This is a genomic window from Streptomyces sp. NPDC013317 (assembly GCF_055563155.1).
Window position 1 is genome coordinate 190,428 of sequence record NZ_JBVHDX010000004.1, and the last position, 14,753, is coordinate 205,180.

Here is a 14,753-nt window from a genome sequence, read left to right on the forward strand (position 1 = left end):
CATTCGCATGGCAGAAGACCGGGCCACTCTCGGGGTCGACCTCCATCTGGACCTGCGCGGATCCGGCCTGCGCACGGGGCTGATGGACGCGCTGCGGGAGGCGGTGCGCAGCGGGCGTCTGAAGGCGGGCGTACGGCTGCCGTCCTCCCGCTCGCTCGCCGCCGACCTGGGGATCGCGCGCAACACCGTCGCCGACGCCTATGCCGAGCTGGTCGCGGAGGGCTGGCTGACCGCACGGCAGGGGTCCGGGACCCGGGTCGCCCCGCGGGCCGTGCCGCGCCGGCAGGTCACGTCGGGCGTCCGCCCCGCGGCGGTGGCCCGGCGGGAGTCCGCGCGGCCCGCGTACGACCTGAAGCCGGGCTCGCCCGACCTCGCGTCCTTTCCGCGCGCGGAATGGCTCAAGGCCTCCCGGCGCGCCCTGACCGCCGCGCCCAACGAGGCCTTCGGGTACGGCGATCCGCGCGGCCGGATCGAACTGCGCACCGTGCTCGCCGAGTACCTCGCGCGGGCGCGGGGCGTCCACGCGCGGCCCGAACGGATCGTCGTCTGCTCGGGGTTCGTGCACGGACTGATGCTCATGGCGCAGGTGCTGCGGGCGCGGAAGGTGCGGGAGGTGGCGGTCGAGTCGTACGGGCTCGACGTGCACTGGGAGCTGCTGACCGGCGCCGGGCTCGGGCTGCCCGCCCTGCCCTTCGACGAACTCGGCACCCGGACCGAGGGGTTGTCCGGGATGAAGGGCGTGGGGGCGGTGCTGATGACGGCGGCCCACCAGTTCCCCCTGGGCGGGGCGCTCCACCCCGACCGGCGGGCGGCGGCGGTCGACTGGGCGCGGGCCGCGGGCGGGCTCGTCCTGGAGGACGACTACGACGGGGAGTTCCGCTACGACCGGCAGCCCGTGGGCGCGCTCCAGGGCCTCGACCCCGAGCGCGTGGTCTATCTGGGCACCTCCAGCAAGTCCCTGGCGCCCGGGCTGCGGCTGGCGTGGATGGTGCTGCCGGAGAGCCTGGTGGACGAGGTGGTCGCGGCGAAGGGCCACGTGGACTGGGTGTCCAGCTCGCTGGACCAGCTGACCTTCGCGGAGTTCCTGGGCTCGGGAGCGTACGACCGTCATGTACGGGCGATGCGGCTGCGCTACCGGCGGCGCAGGGACGAGCTGGTGGCGGCGGTGGCCGAACGGTCCCCGGAGACGCGGGTGAGCGGCATCGCGGCGGGCCTCCACGCGGTCCTGAGACTCCCGCCGGGCCGGGAGCGGGAGGTGCTGCGGTCCGCTGCCTGGCAGGGCCTCGCCCTCCACGGTCTCGACCGCTTCCGCCACCCGGACGTCCCGCAGACCCAGGACGGCCTGGTGGTCGGCTACGCGACCCCGCCGGACAGCGCCTGGTCCGGCGCGCTGGCGGCCCTGTGCCGCGTCCTGCCGTAGGGCCGCGGGGTCCGGGCCGCTCGGCCGGGTCCGGGTCCGGTGTCGGGCCGCTCAGCGCGGGTCCGGGGTCGGGGGTTCTCCGAAGCGGGCCAGGAGCAGCGCGCCCGCCACCGCCACCGTGAAGCCCAGGATCGCCAGCCACCCGAAGCCCTCGCGCGTACGGTCGCCCAGCCAGATCACGCCGACCAGCGCCGGGCCGATCGTCTCGCCGACGACCGCGCCGGCCGTCGCCGTCGTCACCGAGCCCCGCTGGAGCGCGGAGGTCAGCAGGACGTACGCCGACCCGCCGCCCAGGATCAGCGCGTACACCGCGGGGTTGGCGAGGTCCCAGCTGTCGATCAGCCGGACGGCCACCTCCACCACCCCGAAGCCGAAGCCCGCGCAGAGGCCGAGCGCCAGGGCGCGCGGCCGGCCGGGCAGCCGCCCGGCGGCCGCGCCGAGGCCGAGGACCGCGAACGCCGCCCCGAGCATCGCCCACCGCAGCGCTTCCGACGAACTCTGCTCGCCCTCCGGGCCTGCGGCGAGGGCGAGCATCACGAGCCCTCCGCACACCACGGCCACCGCCGCCCACTCCATCCGGTGGAGCCGGACCTTGAGCAGCCAGGAGGCGGCCACCGCCGTGACCGCCAGGCTCGCCGCGAGCGCCGCCCCCACCACGTAGATCGGCAGCGTCAGCAGGGCGACGATCTGGAGCCCGAAACCGATGCCGTCGAAGGAGAGTCCGAGCAGATATCGCCACTGCCGCATCACCCGCAGCTGCAGGGCCACGTCGACGCCGGCGCCCGTCCCGGGCTCCGCCGCCCGGGCGCCGAGCGCCTGGAACACCGATGCCATGCCGAAGAAGACCGAGGAACCCAGAGCGCAGATCATCCCAAAGAGCACGAATGGACTCTAGTGCGGGGCCGCTCGGCCGCAGGCCTAAACTGTGCGGTCGCGACCACGGGATGGGGAGGCTTTTCATGCGCAGGCTGAGGTCGAGCACGGTCGTGCTCGGCGGTATGGGGGTGCTCGCGGCGACCATCACGTCCTGCGGCTCCGAGCCCGACAGGCGGTGTGTCGACCCGCTGACCCGCGACAAGCTGCCGAGTTACGAGTGCGAGAGCGGCAGCGGCAGCGGCGGCACGGCCCGCGGCTCGTACTACTACGGCGGCAGCGTCAGCGACAACAAGGTCAGCGGCGGCAGCTTCGACAAGACGGCCGTGGACACCGGCGGCTTCGGCTGTTCCGGTTCCGGCGGCGGCTGAGCGTACCGACGACGGACGGACGGACCGAGCGACATGCGGCGGCACACGATCGAACCCCGGCCGGGGTGGCAGAGGACGGTGGAGGAGCAGGGGCTCGTCTACCCCCTGACCCGCTACCCCGACGGCTCCCTGCGCCCGTACTGGGACGAGAGCGCGTACTACTCCTTCACCCTGCCCGAGGTCGAGGCCCTGGAGGAGGTCGTCGAGGAGCTGCACGCGATGTGTCTCGCGGCGGCCGCCCACATCGTCGAGAAGGATCGTTTCGCCGATCTCGGCCTCACCGACCCCCGGCTCGTCTCGCTCGTCGCCGAGTCCTGGCGCCGCCGGGCCGAACTGCCGTCGCTCTACGGCCGGTTCGACCTCCGCTACGACGGCACGGGCCCGGCCAAGATGCTGGAGTACAACGCCGACACGCCGACCTCGCTGGTCGAGGCGGCGAGCCCGCAGTGGTTCTGGATGGAGGAGCGCTTCCCCGGCGCCGACCAGTGGAACTCGCTCCACGAGCGGCTCGTCGACGCCTGGAGGCGGCAGGCGAAGCTGCTGCCGCCGGGCAGCCCGGTGCACTTCGTCCACTCCGACGGGGACGAGCTCGGCGAGGATCTGATGACGGTCGCGTACCTGCGTGAGACCGCCCAGCAGGCCGGGCTCGACACGGAGGCGCTGTCGGTCGAACAGATCGGCTGGGACCGGCTGTCGGGCCGGTTCGTGGACGACCGGCTGCGCTTCGTCCGCAGCTGCTTCAAGCTCTACCCGTGGGAGTGGCTGACGACGGACCGCTTCGGCCCGTACGTCCTCGACACCCTCGACAACGGCGGCGGTACGGGCACGACCTGCTGGATCGAGCCCGCCTGGAAGATGCTGCTCTCCAACAAGGCCCTCCTCGCGATCCTCTGGGAGCTCTACCCGGGCCATCCGAACCTGCTGCCCGCCTACCTCGACGGCCCGCGCGAACTCGCCGCGACCGGCGGCTACGTCGCCAAGCCGCTCCTCGGCCGCGAGGGCGCGGGCGTCACCGTCCACGAGCCGGGCGCGGAGCCGGTCGTCCGTGACGAACCCTGCTGCTACCAGGGGTTGGCCCCGCTCCCGGACTTCGAGGGCAACCGTGTCGTGCTCGGCGCGTGGGTCGTCGAGGACGAGGCGGCGGGGCTCGGCATCCGGGAGTCGGCGGGCCTGATCACGGACGAGTACGCCCGCTTCCTGCCGCACGTCATCCTCTGATCCCGCTCGCGACGCCTACTCGGGTACGTACTCCCTGAGCGGTGCGGGTCGCAGGCCGGCCGCCTCGGCGGCGGCCAGGGCGCGCGTCAGATCCTGCTCCAGCGTCTCGTTGAAGTGCAGCAGGATGATGTCGCCGGCCCTGAGCGCCGGGGCAGGCGGGGTCCACTGCCCCCAGGTGGTGAGGTCGTACGTCCAGGTCACCACGGCCTTCGCCCCGCAGGCGCGGGCGGTGGTGCGGGTGGTCTCGTCGTACGCCCCGTAGGGAGGGCGCAGCAGGCGCGGCCCGTCGCCGAACTCGGCGAGGTGGTGTTCGCGCGCCCCGCAGACCTCCGCCTGCTGCCCGGCCGCGTCGAGCGTGGTCAGGTCCGGGTGGCCGACGGTGTGGTTCTCGACGCGGGAGCGGCCCTGGTCGAGCAGGGTGTGGAAGTAGCCGGAGTCGAAGGAGTAGGCGCCCGGGAGCAGGAAGAGCGAGGCGGGCACCCGGCGGTCGAGGAGGACCTTCGCGGCCGCCGGGTCGTGGAACCAGCCGTCGTCGATGGTGATGAAGACGACCGGGTCGGTGGTCTCGACACGGGAGACGACGGGGACGGGATCGGGCCAGGCCGCCACGGGGGCGGCGTGCGCCGGGCCCCCGAACGCGCCGAGCAGCGTGAGCGGGACGAGGGCGGCGACGGCGCCGCGCAGCGCGCGACGGGGGCGGGGTCTCGGTCTCGGCATGGCCGCATCATTGGCCTAGACCAACTCCGCTGTCAATGCACCGAGTTGTCGCCACCGCCGGCGCGGCCGCCGCCGCCCTCAAGCGGACCGGATCACTCCGAGAGGACCGCCCGCAGCTGCTCGAGACCCCAGTCCAGATCCTCCTTGCCGATCACCAGCGGAGGCGCGATCCGGATCGTCGAACCGTGCGTGTCCTTCACCAGCACCCCCCGCTCCATCAGCCTCTCGGAGATCTCCCGGCCCGTGCCCTTCGACGGCGCGATGTCCACCCCGGCCCACAGACCGCGTCCGCGGACCGCCTCCACCGCGCCCCCGCCCACGAGCAGCCGGAGCTCCGCGTGGAGATGCTCGCCCAGCTCGGCCGCCCGCTGCTGGTACTCGCCCGTCCGCAGCATCGCGATCACCTCCAGGGCCACCGCGCAGGCCAGCGGGTTCCCGCCGAACGTCGACCCGTGCTCACCCGGGCGGAACACCCCGAGCACGTCCCGGTCGGCGACCACCGCCGAGACCGGGACGACACCGCCGCCCAGCGCCTTGCCCAGGACGTACATGTCCGGCACCACGCCCTCGTGCTCGCACGCGAACGTCCGCCCCGTCCGGCCGAGGCCCGACTGGATCTCGTCCGCGATGAAGAGCACGTTGCGCTCGCGGGTCAACTCCCGCACCCCGCGCAGATACCCCGCCGGCGGGACGAGGACCCCCGCCTCGCCCTGGATCGGCTCGATGAGCACCGCCACCGTGTGCGCGGTGACCGCGCGCTCCATCGCCGTCGGATCGCCGTACGGGACGATCTCGAACCCCGGCGTGTACGGCCCGTAGTGGTCGCGGGCCTCGTGGTCCGTGGAGAAGCTGACGATCGTCGTCGTCCGGCCGTGGAAGTTGTTCGCCGCCACCACGATCTTCGCGTGCCCGTCCGGCACGCCCTTCACCTCGTACCCCCACTTCCGGGCGGCCTTCACGGCCGTCTCGACGGCCTCCGCGCCCGTGTTCATGGGCAGGACCATCTCCTTGCCGCACAGCTCCGCGAGCCGGGTGCAGAACTCCGCGAACCGGTCGTGGTGGAACGCCCGGGACGTGAGGGTCACCCGCTCCAGCTGCGCCCGCGCGGCATCGATCAGCCGCCGGTTGCCGTGCCCGAAGTTGAGCGCCGAGTACCCGGCGAGCATGTCGAGGTAGCGGCGCCCCTCGACATCGGTCATCCAGGCCCCGTCCGCCGAGGCGACGACGACGGGAAGGGGGTGGTAGTTGTGCGCGCTGTGCGCCTCCGCGGAAGCGATCGCGTCTTGCGTACTCGACACGGGATCTCCGTTCGTCCTGCGGGCCAGGGGGCGTGTGTGGCTCCCTTTCCTATCGTCGCTCGGATGCCGGACGAAGAAACCTGTGCGACGGCGCGCCCGCTACTCTGGAAACACGCACGGCGACTGGCGTACGGGGAATCGACCCTGGGGGAGCCGTGCGCGGCAGACCACACGAGATGCCGCCCGCCTGGGCATCTTCGGGACCGAACATCCCGCGTGGTGCCGCCCAGCAGGACTGAGCCGTGCCCCGGGATCCACCGCACGCCCGGAGGAACCGCCGTGACCGTCACCCCGCAGGCCGCCGATCTCGCCGCCCGCCACCCCGCCCTGGCCGCAGCCGACCCCGAACTCGCCGCGCTCGTCGTCGCCGAGGAGCTGCTGCAGGCCGAGACCCTCAGGCTGATCCCCAGCGAGAACTACGTCTCCCGGGCCGTCCTCGAAGCGTCCGGGACCGTCCTGCAGAACAAGTACAGCGAGGGCTACCCCGGCCGCCGCTACTACGAGGGCCAGCAGAACATCGACCAGGTCGAGACCCTCGCCGTCGAGCGCGCCAAGGCCGTCTTCGGCGTCGAACACGCCAATGTGCAGCCCTACTCCGGCTCGCCCGCCAACCTCGCCGTCTACCTCGCCTTCGCCGAGCCCGGCGACACCGTGATGGGCATGGCCCTGCCGATGGGCGGCCACCTCACCCACGGCTGGGGCGTCTCCGCCACCGGCAGGTGGTTCCGCGGCGTGCAGTACGGCGTACGCCAGGACACCGGGCTCGTCGACCTCGACCAGGTCCGCGAGCTCGCCCTCAAGGAACGGCCGAAGGTGATCTTCTGCGGTGGCACCGCGCTGCCCCGCACGATCGACTTCGCCGCGTTCGCGGAGATCGCCCACGAGGCCGGATCCGTGCTCGTCGCCGACATCGCCCACATCGCCGGCCTGATCGCGGGCGGCGCCCACCCCTCTCCCGTCCCGCACGCCGACGTCATCTCGACCACCACCCACAAGACCCTGCGCGGTCCGCGCGGCGCCATGCTGATGTCCCGCGAGGAGCACGCCAAGGCCCTCGACAAGGCTGTCTTCCCCGGTCTCCAGGGCGGCCCCCACAACCAGACCACCGCCGCCATCGCCGTCGCCCTGCGCGAGGCGGCGCAGCCCTCCTTCCGCGACTACGCCCACGCGGTCGTCGCCAACGCCGGGGCGCTGGCCGAGGCGCTCCTCGCGCGCGGCTTCGACCTGGTCTCCGGCGGCACCGACAACCACCTGATCCTGATGGACCTCACCCCCAAGGAGGTCCCCGGCAAGGTCGCCGCCAAGGCCCTCGACCGCGCCGGGATCGTCGTCAACTACAACACCGTCCCCTACGACACCCGGAAGCCCTTCGACCCGTCGGGCATCCGCATCGGCACGCCCTCCCTCACCTCCCGCGGTCTCTCCACCGCGCACATGGAGCTGGTCGCCGACTGGATCGACCGCGGCGTCGCCGCCGCCGGATCGGGCGACGAGGACGCCCTGCTCGCCGTCCGCAAGGAGGTCGCCGAACTGATGGCGGCCTTCCCGGCCCCGGGCCTCCCCGCCTGACCCACCGCCGCGTCGTCCTGACCGGCGGGGCGCCCGGCCGGTCAGGAGGAGCCCGGTGACCGTCCCGGCTCAGCCCGCCGACTCGGCCACGGCCCGCGCCCGCTCCAGGGACGGCTCGCCCTCCAGGCGCAGCGTCAGGGCTCCCGCGTTCCTCGTCCAGAGGAGCGTGGGGCCCGCCGTGCGTATGGAGTGCGACCAGGTCCGCCCGCTCGCGTCCGTCATCGGAAAGCGCAGCAGATGCGGCTCGGCGAACCAGTAGCCCTCCGCGCCGTCCGGCAGATCCACCCACTCCGGATGCGACCGCACCTGCTTGGCGAAGCCGGCCTCGAGCCGCGCGGAGAACTCGTCCAGCCGGACCGTCCGGCCGTCCGCCCCGCGCCAGCACAGGCTGATCACCGCCCGCCCCCGCTCCGCCGAGCCCGTCACCGACACCGCGTCCGGGGCACCGAGCGCGCCCGGAACCAGCGGCTCGAACCCGGCCCTCCGCCCGGCCTCCTCCGGCGGAACGGGCGAGGGACATCCCGGCACCGCCGCGCCGGGCGCCGGACGCGCTCCGGGGTCGTACCGGACCTCGACCCCGCCGAAGCCGAACCAGTCCGCCACCGTCGCCCGCACCGGCGGCGAGAGCACCAGCACCACCAGGACCCCGGAGAGCGCCGCGAGCAGAGCCTTCCACCGCCTGCGCAGGGACGCGAGGCGTCGCCGCGGCATCGGCGTCGGCACCCGCTCCTCCAGGAGCTGGGCGAGCACCCGCTCGGCCATGGACTCCCCGTCCACCTCCGGCACCCTCAGCCGGCGGCCCAGCTCCCGCAGCTCATCGGGGAGCCCTTCCCCGCCCCTCGCGTCCTTCATGCCCGTCACCTCCCTCCAGCGCCGGTCCCAGCTTCTTCAGCGCCCGGCTCAGCCGGGACTTCACCGTCCCCCGCGGCCAGCCGAGCGCGGCCGCCGTCTCCGTCTCGTCGAGCTCCAGCAGATACCGGTGGATCACCACCTGCCGGTGGTCCTCGCTCAGTCCGTCGAGCGCCGTGAGCAGCTGACGGCGTCTCTCCTGCTCCTCGGCCGCGACCGCCGGGTCCGCCTCGTCCGGTATCCGCGGCTCGGAGGCCAGCAGCTCCGCCTCCCGCCCCGCGACCGCCCGCTGCCGGCCCGCCGCCCGCACTGTGTTCCTCGTCTCATTGACCACGATCCGCAGCAGCCACGGCCGGAACGCCGACCCCTCCTTGAACCGCCCCAGCGACCGGTACGCCTTGAAGAACGCCTGCTGCACGACGTCCTCCGCCTCCGCGCCCGCGCCGCACGCCACCGCCGCCCTCAGCGCGACCGCCGTGTGCGCGCGGACCAGCGCCGCGTACGCCTCCGCCTCCCCGGCGCGTACGCGTGCGATCACCGCGGCCTCGGCTCCGTCGTCGACGACCCGGCCCCCCTCCAGCGTCCTCACACCTTTGATACACCGGCCGCGGCGGATCGGTTCCCGGTCCGGGATCAGTTCGTTCCGGCACCTGAGAGAATGTGGGACATGGCCTCTGACAGTCCCCGTGTGCTCTCCGGAATCCAGCCCACCGCAGGCTCGTTCCACCTCGGCAACTACCTCGGCGCCGTCCGCCAGTGGGTCGCCCTGCAGGAGTCCCACGACGCCTTCTACATGGTGGTGGACCTGCACGCGATCACGGTCCCGCAGGACCCCGCGGAGCTCCGTGCCAACACCCGGCTCGCCGCCGCGCAGCTGCTCGCCGCCGGCCTCGACCCCGAGCGGTGCACCCTCTTCGTGCAGAGCCACGTCCCCGAGCACGCGCAGCTCGGCTGGGTCATGAACTGCCTGACGGGCTTCGGCGAGGCCTCCCGGATGACGCAGTTCAAGGACAAGTCCGCCAAGCAGGGCGCCGACCGCGCCACCGTCGGACTCTTCACCTACCCGATCCTCCAGGTCGCCGACATCCTGCTCTACCAGGCCAACCAGGTCCCGGTGGGCGAGGACCAGCGCCAGCACATCGAGCTGACCCGCGACCTCGCGGAGCGCTTCAACGGCCGCTTCGGCGAGACGTTCACGATCCCGGCGCCGTACATCCTCAAGGAGACGGCGAAGATCTACGACCTGCAGGACCCGGCGATCAAGATGAGCAAGTCGGCGTCGACGCCGAAGGGTCTGATCAACCTCCTCGACGAGCCGAAGACGACCGCGAAGAAGGTCAAGAGCGCCGTCACCGACACCGAGACGGTCATCCGCTTCGACCCCGAGACCAAGGCCGGCGTCTCCAACCTGCTCACGATCATGTCCACGCTCACCGGGACGAGCATCCCCGACCTGGAGAAGAGCTACGAGGGCAAGATGTACGGCGCACTGAAGACCGACCTGGCGGAGGTCATGGTGGACTTCGTCACGCCGTTCCGGTCCCGTACACAGGAATATCTGGACGACCCGGAGACGCTGGACGCGATCCTGGCCAAGGGCGCGGAGAAGGCCCGCGCGGTCGCCGCGGAGACGCTGGCGCAGACGTACGAGCGGATGGGCTTCCTGCCCGCGAAGCACTGAGTCCAAGGACTCTGGCCTCAGGGGTGGTGCAGGCCGCACACTGGCGGCTGCACCATCACCCGAAATGACACGACTATGGAGGAGAACGACGTGGGGACCGTAACGCTCGGCGTTTCGATCGCGGTCCCGGAGCCCTACGGCAGCCTGCTCCAGGAGCGGCGCGCGGGCTTCGGGGATCCCGCCGCGCACGGCATCCCCACGCACGTCACCCTCGTGCCGCCGACCGAGGTGGACGAGGCGCGGCTGCCCGCGATCCAGGCACACCTCGCCGAGGTCGCCGCGGGCGTCCGCTCCTTCCCCGTGCGCCTCAGCGGCACGGGAACGTTTCGCCCGCTCTCCCCGGTCGTCTACGTGACGCTCGCCGAGGGCGTCTCCGCCTGCGCCTGGCTCCAGGAGCGGCTCCGGGACGAGTCCGGGCCGCTCGTGCGCGAGCTGCAGTTCCCGTACCACCCGCACGTCACCGTCGCGCACGGCATCGACGAGGAGGCGATGGACCGGGCCTACGCCGAGCTGGCCGACTTCGAGGCCGCCTGGACCTGCTCCTCCTTCGCCCTGTACGAGCAGGGCGCGGACGGCGTGTGGCGCAAGCTCCGGGTGTACGAGTTCGGCGACGCGCGCTCCGTCACCGCCGTCCCGTCCCAGGCCTGCGCGCCGCTCGACGAACCGTCCCCGACGGCGGGCTGACCGGGCCCGCCCTCTCCGGCCCCGCCTCCCCGCACCTCCCGGCGCCGCCCGAGCGAGCTGCCGGTGTCAGACCGGCAGCCGCCGGAACACCGGCCTCGGCACGTGCCGCAGCGCCGACATCACCATCCGCAGCGCCCCCGGCACCCACACCGTCTCCGAGCGCCGCCGCAGACCCAGCTCGATCGCCGTCGCGACCGCCTCCGGCGTGGTCGCCAGCGGTGCCTCGTCGAGCCCCGCGGTCATCCGCGACCGTACGAAGCCGGGGCGTACGACCATCACGTGCACCCCGGTCCCGTGCAGCGCGTCCCCGAGCCCCTGGGCGAACGCGTCGAGGCCGGCCTTGGACGAGCCGTAGATGAAGTTCGCGCGGCGGGCGCGCTCGCCGGCCACCGACGACAGCACCACCAGTGAGCCGTGCCCCTGCGCCTGCAGCGCGCCCGCGCAGATCAGCCCCGCCGAGACGGCGCCGGTGTAGTTGGTCTGGGCGACCCGGACGGCGGCGAGCGGATCGGCCTCGTCGTGCGCCTGGTCGCCGAGGATCCCGAAGGCGAGCAGCACCATGTCGATGTCGCCCTCGGTGAAGATCTTGCCGAGCCGCTCCTCGTGCGACGTGGTGTCGAGCGCGTCGAACGGCACCGTCCGCACGTCCGCGCCGAGCGCCCGCAGCGAGTCCGCGGCGGCCGTCAGGGCGGGCGAGGGGCGCCCGGCGAGCCAGACCGTGCGGGTGCGGCGGGCGATCAGCCGGCGGGCCGTGGCGAGCCCGATCTCGGAGGTGCCGCCGAGCAGGAGCAGGGACTGCGGGGCGCCGAAGGCATCCTTCATGACGTTCAAACTCCTCGGAGAGTGCGATGCGGAGGGCGGGGACTGGAGGGCGGGGACTGGGGGAGGGGACTGGGGGGCGGGAGGGCGGAGGCGGAGGTCGTTCGGGGGGTGGATCGGAAGGCGGATCGGAGAGAGGTCCGCGGGGCGGCTCAGAGGGCGAGGCGACGGGAGAGGTCGGAGGTGAAGACGGAGTGCGGGTCGAGCGTGGCCCGCAGCGCGCGGAAGTCGGCGAGCCTCGGATACATCGCGTCCAGCAGCTCGGGCCGCAGCCGCGAGTCCTTCGCCAGGTAGACCCGGCCGCCCGCGTCCGCCACCTCCTCGTCGAGTTCGTCGAGGAAGGCGCCCAGGCCGGAGAGCCGAGTCGGGATGTCGAGCGCGAGCGTCCAGCCGGGCACGGGGAAGGAGAGCCAGCCCGGGTCGCCCGTGCCGAAGCGCTTGAGCACGGCGAGGAACGACGGGCAGCCGCGGCGCGCGATCCGCTTCACGATCCGGCGCAGCGTCTCCTCGTGCCCGTGGCCGACGACGAACTGGTACTGGACGAATCCGCCGCGCCCGTAGATCCGGTTCCAGTGCGGGACGCCGTCCAGGGGGTGGAAGAACGTGGACATCCGCTGGAGTTCGCCGGTGCGGCCGCGGGGCGCCCTGCGGTACCAGAGCTCGTTGAAGAGACCGACGGCCGCGCGGCCGAGCAGCCCCTCGGGGACGAGGGCGGGCACGGCGGGCAGCCGGCCTGGGCGGAAGGCGAAGGGAGCGCGGCGGGCGTGGCGGTCCCGGACGGGGATCGCGTCGTACGGGGCGTGGTCGCCCCGGGTCAGGACGGACCGGCCGGTGGCGGCGCCGCGCGCGAGGAGGTCGATCCAGGCCACCGAGTAGCGGTAGTGGTGGTCGGTGGCGGTGAGCCGGGCCATCAGCTCGTCGAGGTCCGCGGCGCGTTCGGTGTCGACGGACATGAGCGAGGTCTCGACGGGGAGCAGCCGGAGGGTCGCGGAGAGGATCACGCCCGTCAGGCCCATGCCTCCGGTGGTGGCGTCGAAGAGGTCCGTCCCGGGCAGGACGGTGCGGATCTCCCCGTCGGCGGTGAGGAGTTCGAGAGCGACGACATGACGGCCGAAGGAGCCGGAGACGTGGTGGTTCTTGCCGTGGATGTCGGCGCCGATCGCGCCGCCGACCGTGACGTACCGGGTCCCGGGGGTGACGGGGACGAACCAGCCGAGCGGAAGCAGTACTTCCATCAGGCGGTGCAGACTGACGCCGGCGTCGCAGACGACGGTGCCGCCGACTGCGTCGACCGAGCGGATCCGGTCGAGGCCGGTCATGTCGAGGACGGAGCCGCCGGCGTTCTGCGCGGCATCGCCGTAGGCGCGGCCGAGACCGCGTGCGATGGAGCCGCGGGCACCGCAGGCGCGGACGGCTTCGGATGCCTCCTCGTACGTCCGGGGGCGGTGCACGCGCGCGAGGGTGGGAGCGGTGCGACCCCAGCCGGTGAGGGGCTCGTCGTCGGTGTGGGCAGCCATGAAGGCGACCGTATCGCCCGATCTGAGTGTTATGGATGGTTTGCTCTCGGTTCGTCGAAATGGGTGATTAAAGGAGTGTCAGGAAAGATTGCCGTGCGGTGACCGGGCCGCCGGGTCAGAGTCACCCCCGGGCCGACGGAGGAGCCCGTCGAGAACCGGGAGGCGGAGCCGATGCGAAACGCGGACTGGGCCGGGGCCGAGCGGAGACTCCTGGCAGTCCTGCGCGGCTGCGGACGCCGCGCGCCCGTGGCCACGGCCGCCCGTGCGCTGTCGTTCGGCGGAGAGCACGGCGCCCTCTGGCTCGCCGCCGGTCTCGTCGGCGCCGGGCTGGACCGGGACGGGCGATCCGGCTGGCTGCGCGGTACGGCCCTGGTCGTGGGCGCGCACCTGGCGAGCATGGGGGCCAAGCGGGTGGTCCGGCGGCCACGGCCGGGGACGGCGGAGTACGAGCCCCTGGTCCGCACGGCCGGCCGGCACTCCTTCCCCAGCTCCCACGCCGCGTCCGCCGCCGCGGCGGCCGTCGCCTTCGGCGCCCTCCACCCGACGGTCCGCCGACTCGCCGCCCCGGCGGCGGCCGCGATGTGCCTCTCCCGCCTGGTCGTCGGCGTCCACTACCCGACGGACGTGGCGGCGGGCGCCCTCCTGGGCGCGGCGACGGCCGGCCTCGCCCGCCCCTGGCTCCGACCGCCGGCCCCCTCCCTCGCCCCGCTCGCCGGTGGGCGCCGTGGCTGAGCGCTCCGCCGCCGCGGTCCTCGACAACCCCGGCGGCGTACGGGACCACCGGCGCGGGCCCGGGCGCACGCGGCCGTACGCCGTGGCCGCCGGGCTCGTCAGGACCGCCCGGCCCCGGCAGTGGGTCAAGAACGTACTCGTCGTCGCCGCGCCCGTCGCCGCCGGCCAGCTCGTCTCCTGGCACACGGCCGCCCGACTCGCCCTGGTCTTCGCCCTCTTCACGGCCGCCGCGTCCGCCGTCTACCTCGTCAACGACGCCCGTGACGCGGCCGCCGACCGCGCCCACCCCGTGAAGTGCCGCCGCCCGGTGGCCGCCGGGCTCGTCCCCGTACCCCTCGCGTACGCCACCGGCACCCTCCTCGGCGCCGGGGCCGCCGTCGCGAGCGCGGTCCTGTGCAACCCCTTGACCGCCGCGCTCCTCATCGCGTACCTCGTCATGCAGGTCGCCTACTGCCTGCGGCTCAAGCACGTCCTCGTCGTCGACCTCGCCGTCGTCACCACCGGCTTCCTCATGCGGGCCATGGTCGGCGGGGTCGCGCTCGCGATCCCGCTCTCCCGCTGGTTCCTGATCACCACCGGCTTCGGCGCGCTCTTCATGGTCGCCGCCAAGCGCTACTCCGAGGCGGTCCAGATGGAGGACGCCCGCGGCGCGACCCGCGCGCTGCTCACCCAGTACACGACCGGATACCTACGCTTCGTCTGGCAGCTGGCGGCCGGAGTCGCCGTCCTCGGCTACTGCCTCTGGGCCCTGGAGAGCGGTGGCGTCGCCACCGGCAGCCTGCTGCCCTGGCGCCAGCTCTCCATGATCGCCTTCATCCTCGCGGTCCTGCGCTACGCCGTGTTCGCCGACCGCGGCTCCGCAGGTGCCCCCGAGGACGTCGTACTGCACGACCGCCCGCTCGCGATCATCGGCCTGGCCTGGGCGGCGATGTACGGCATGGCGGTCGCGGACCTGTGAGGCCGCCGGAAGTACGCCGTATCGGGACGAGATCAAGGGGTACGCGT

The 14,753-nt window shown here is 73.3% G+C and carries 15 protein-coding genes and 1 riboswitch; of the genes, 8 read left to right on the top strand and 7 right to left on the bottom strand.

Annotation, left to right across the window (positions count from 1 at the left end; all coding sequences use genetic code 11):
- Nucleotides 1-7: 7 nt before the first annotated feature.
- Nucleotides 8-1,420 carry a MocR-like pyridoxine biosynthesis transcription factor PdxR gene (gene pdxR, locus ACZ3IJ_RS13515; protein WP_467467824.1) on the top strand — a complete coding sequence of 471 codons (1,413 nt, stop codon included), beginning with the start codon at nt 8-10 and terminating at the stop codon, nt 1,418-1,420.
- 51 nt (nt 1,421-1,471) lie between these two features.
- Here pdxR and ACZ3IJ_RS13520 read toward each other — a convergent pair whose 3' ends face one another.
- A complete protein-coding gene (locus tag ACZ3IJ_RS13520) occupies nt 1,472-2,290 on the bottom strand; it encodes a hypothetical protein (protein ID WP_467468388.1) in 819 nt (272 codons plus the stop codon).
- An 89-nt stretch (nt 2,291-2,379) separates the two neighbouring features.
- On the opposite strand from ACZ3IJ_RS13520, the gene ACZ3IJ_RS13525 reads away from it, so the two are divergent.
- Together ACZ3IJ_RS13525 and ACZ3IJ_RS13530 are read left to right on the top strand one after the other, a co-directional pair.
- Complete coding sequence (locus tag ACZ3IJ_RS13525) at nt 2,380-2,664, top strand: hypothetical protein (RefSeq protein ID WP_467467826.1); 285 nt, start codon at nt 2,380-2,382, stop codon at nt 2,662-2,664.
- A gap of 33 nt (nt 2,665-2,697) precedes the next feature.
- On the top strand, nt 2,698-3,882 hold the full coding sequence (locus ACZ3IJ_RS13530) for a glutathionylspermidine synthase family protein (protein ID WP_467467828.1): 1,185 nt from the start codon (nt 2,698-2,700) through the stop codon (nt 3,880-3,882).
- Between the two features lie 15 nt (nt 3,883-3,897).
- Here the strand turns inward: ACZ3IJ_RS13530 and ACZ3IJ_RS13535 are convergent, their stop codons facing one another.
- A complete protein-coding gene (locus tag ACZ3IJ_RS13535; RefSeq protein WP_467467830.1) occupies nt 3,898-4,599 on the bottom strand; it encodes a polysaccharide deacetylase family protein in 702 nt (233 codons plus the stop codon).
- A 92-nt stretch (nt 4,600-4,691) separates the two neighbouring features.
- Nucleotides 4,692-5,897 carry an ornithine--oxo-acid transaminase gene (gene rocD, locus ACZ3IJ_RS13540; protein ID WP_467467831.1) on the bottom strand — a complete coding sequence of 402 codons (1,206 nt, stop codon included), beginning with the start codon at nt 5,895-5,897 and terminating at the stop codon, nt 4,692-4,694.
- A gap of 109 nt (nt 5,898-6,006) precedes the next feature.
- A riboswitch (ZMP/ZTP riboswitch) is annotated at nt 6,007-6,097 on the top strand.
- Between the two features lie 79 nt (nt 6,098-6,176).
- On the opposite strand from rocD, the gene ACZ3IJ_RS13545 reads away from it, so the two are divergent.
- Nucleotides 6,177-7,466 (top strand): serine hydroxymethyltransferase, encoded by a 1,290-nt coding sequence (locus ACZ3IJ_RS13545; RefSeq protein ID WP_467467833.1) that lies wholly within the window; start codon nt 6,177-6,179, stop codon nt 7,464-7,466.
- Nucleotides 7,467-7,535: 69 nt separating this feature from the next.
- Here ACZ3IJ_RS13545 and ACZ3IJ_RS13550 read toward each other — a convergent pair whose 3' ends face one another.
- Entirely contained in the window at nt 7,536-8,318 is a 783-nt protein-coding gene (locus tag ACZ3IJ_RS13550) for a hypothetical protein (protein ID WP_467467835.1), read from the bottom strand.
- Nucleotides 8,281-8,904 carry an RNA polymerase sigma factor gene (locus tag ACZ3IJ_RS13555; RefSeq protein ID WP_467467837.1) on the bottom strand — a complete coding sequence of 208 codons (624 nt, stop codon included), beginning with the start codon at nt 8,902-8,904 and terminating at the stop codon, nt 8,281-8,283. The genes ACZ3IJ_RS13550 and ACZ3IJ_RS13555 overlap by 38 nt, the downstream gene beginning before the upstream one ends.
- 78 nt (nt 8,905-8,982) lie before the next feature.
- Between ACZ3IJ_RS13555 and trpS the strand changes: the two genes are divergently transcribed.
- A complete protein-coding gene (gene trpS, locus ACZ3IJ_RS13560; protein ID WP_352191950.1) occupies nt 8,983-9,996 on the top strand; it encodes a tryptophan--tRNA ligase in 1,014 nt (337 codons plus the stop codon).
- 90 nt (nt 9,997-10,086) lie between these two features.
- Nucleotides 10,087-10,680, top strand: coding sequence for a 2'-5' RNA ligase family protein (locus tag ACZ3IJ_RS13565; RefSeq protein WP_467467839.1), 594 nt, complete (start codon nt 10,087-10,089; stop codon nt 10,678-10,680).
- 66 nt (nt 10,681-10,746) lie between these two features.
- Here ACZ3IJ_RS13565 and ACZ3IJ_RS13570 read toward each other — a convergent pair whose 3' ends face one another.
- Both ACZ3IJ_RS13570 and ACZ3IJ_RS13575 read right to left on the bottom strand, forming a co-directional pair.
- Nucleotides 10,747-11,502, bottom strand: a complete 756-nt coding sequence (locus tag ACZ3IJ_RS13570; RefSeq protein WP_467467841.1) for a decaprenylphospho-beta-D-erythro-pentofuranosid-2-ulose 2-reductase — start codon at nt 11,500-11,502, stop codon at nt 10,747-10,749.
- A 149-nt stretch (nt 11,503-11,651) separates the two neighbouring features.
- Nucleotides 11,652-13,016 (bottom strand): FAD-binding protein, encoded by a 1,365-nt coding sequence (locus ACZ3IJ_RS13575; protein WP_467467843.1) that lies wholly within the window; start codon nt 13,014-13,016, stop codon nt 11,652-11,654.
- A gap of 171 nt (nt 13,017-13,187) precedes the next feature.
- Between ACZ3IJ_RS13575 and ACZ3IJ_RS13580 the strand changes: the two genes are divergently transcribed.
- Complete coding sequence (locus tag ACZ3IJ_RS13580; RefSeq protein ID WP_467467845.1) at nt 13,188-13,748, top strand: phosphatase PAP2 family protein; 561 nt, start codon at nt 13,188-13,190, stop codon at nt 13,746-13,748.
- The gene (locus tag ACZ3IJ_RS13585) at nt 13,741-14,706 is read left to right on the top strand and encodes a decaprenyl-phosphate phosphoribosyltransferase (RefSeq protein WP_467467847.1); all 966 of its coding nucleotides are present in this window, start codon (nt 13,741-13,743) and stop codon (nt 14,704-14,706) included. The genes ACZ3IJ_RS13580 and ACZ3IJ_RS13585 overlap by 8 nt, the downstream gene beginning before the upstream one ends.
- Nucleotides 14,707-14,753 lie beyond the last annotated feature (47 nt).

Coding starts and splice junctions, on each gene's coding strand:
- pdxR (WP_467467824.1), top strand. CDS start 8: ATGGCAGAAGACCGGGCCACTCTCGGGGTCGACCTCCATCTGGACCTG.
- ACZ3IJ_RS13520 (WP_467468388.1), bottom strand. CDS start 2,290: ATGATCTGCGCTCTGGGTTCCTCGGTCTTCTTCGGCATGGCATCGGTG.
- ACZ3IJ_RS13525 (WP_467467826.1), top strand. CDS start 2,380: ATGCGCAGGCTGAGGTCGAGCACGGTCGTGCTCGGCGGTATGGGGGTG.
- ACZ3IJ_RS13530 (WP_467467828.1), top strand. CDS start 2,698: ATGCGGCGGCACACGATCGAACCCCGGCCGGGGTGGCAGAGGACGGTG.
- ACZ3IJ_RS13535 (WP_467467830.1), bottom strand. CDS start 4,599: ATGCCGAGACCGAGACCCCGCCCCCGTCGCGCGCTGCGCGGCGCCGTC.
- ACZ3IJ_RS13550 (WP_467467835.1), bottom strand. CDS start 8,318: ATGAAGGACGCGAGGGGCGGGGAAGGGCTCCCCGATGAGCTGCGGGAG.
- trpS (WP_352191950.1), top strand. CDS start 8,983: ATGGCCTCTGACAGTCCCCGTGTGCTCTCCGGAATCCAGCCCACCGCA.
- ACZ3IJ_RS13570 (WP_467467841.1), bottom strand. CDS start 11,502: ATGAAGGATGCCTTCGGCGCCCCGCAGTCCCTGCTCCTGCTCGGCGGC.
- ACZ3IJ_RS13575 (WP_467467843.1), bottom strand. CDS start 13,016: ATGGCTGCCCACACCGACGACGAGCCCCTCACCGGCTGGGGTCGCACC.
- ACZ3IJ_RS13580 (WP_467467845.1), top strand. CDS start 13,188: ATGCGAAACGCGGACTGGGCCGGGGCCGAGCGGAGACTCCTGGCAGTC.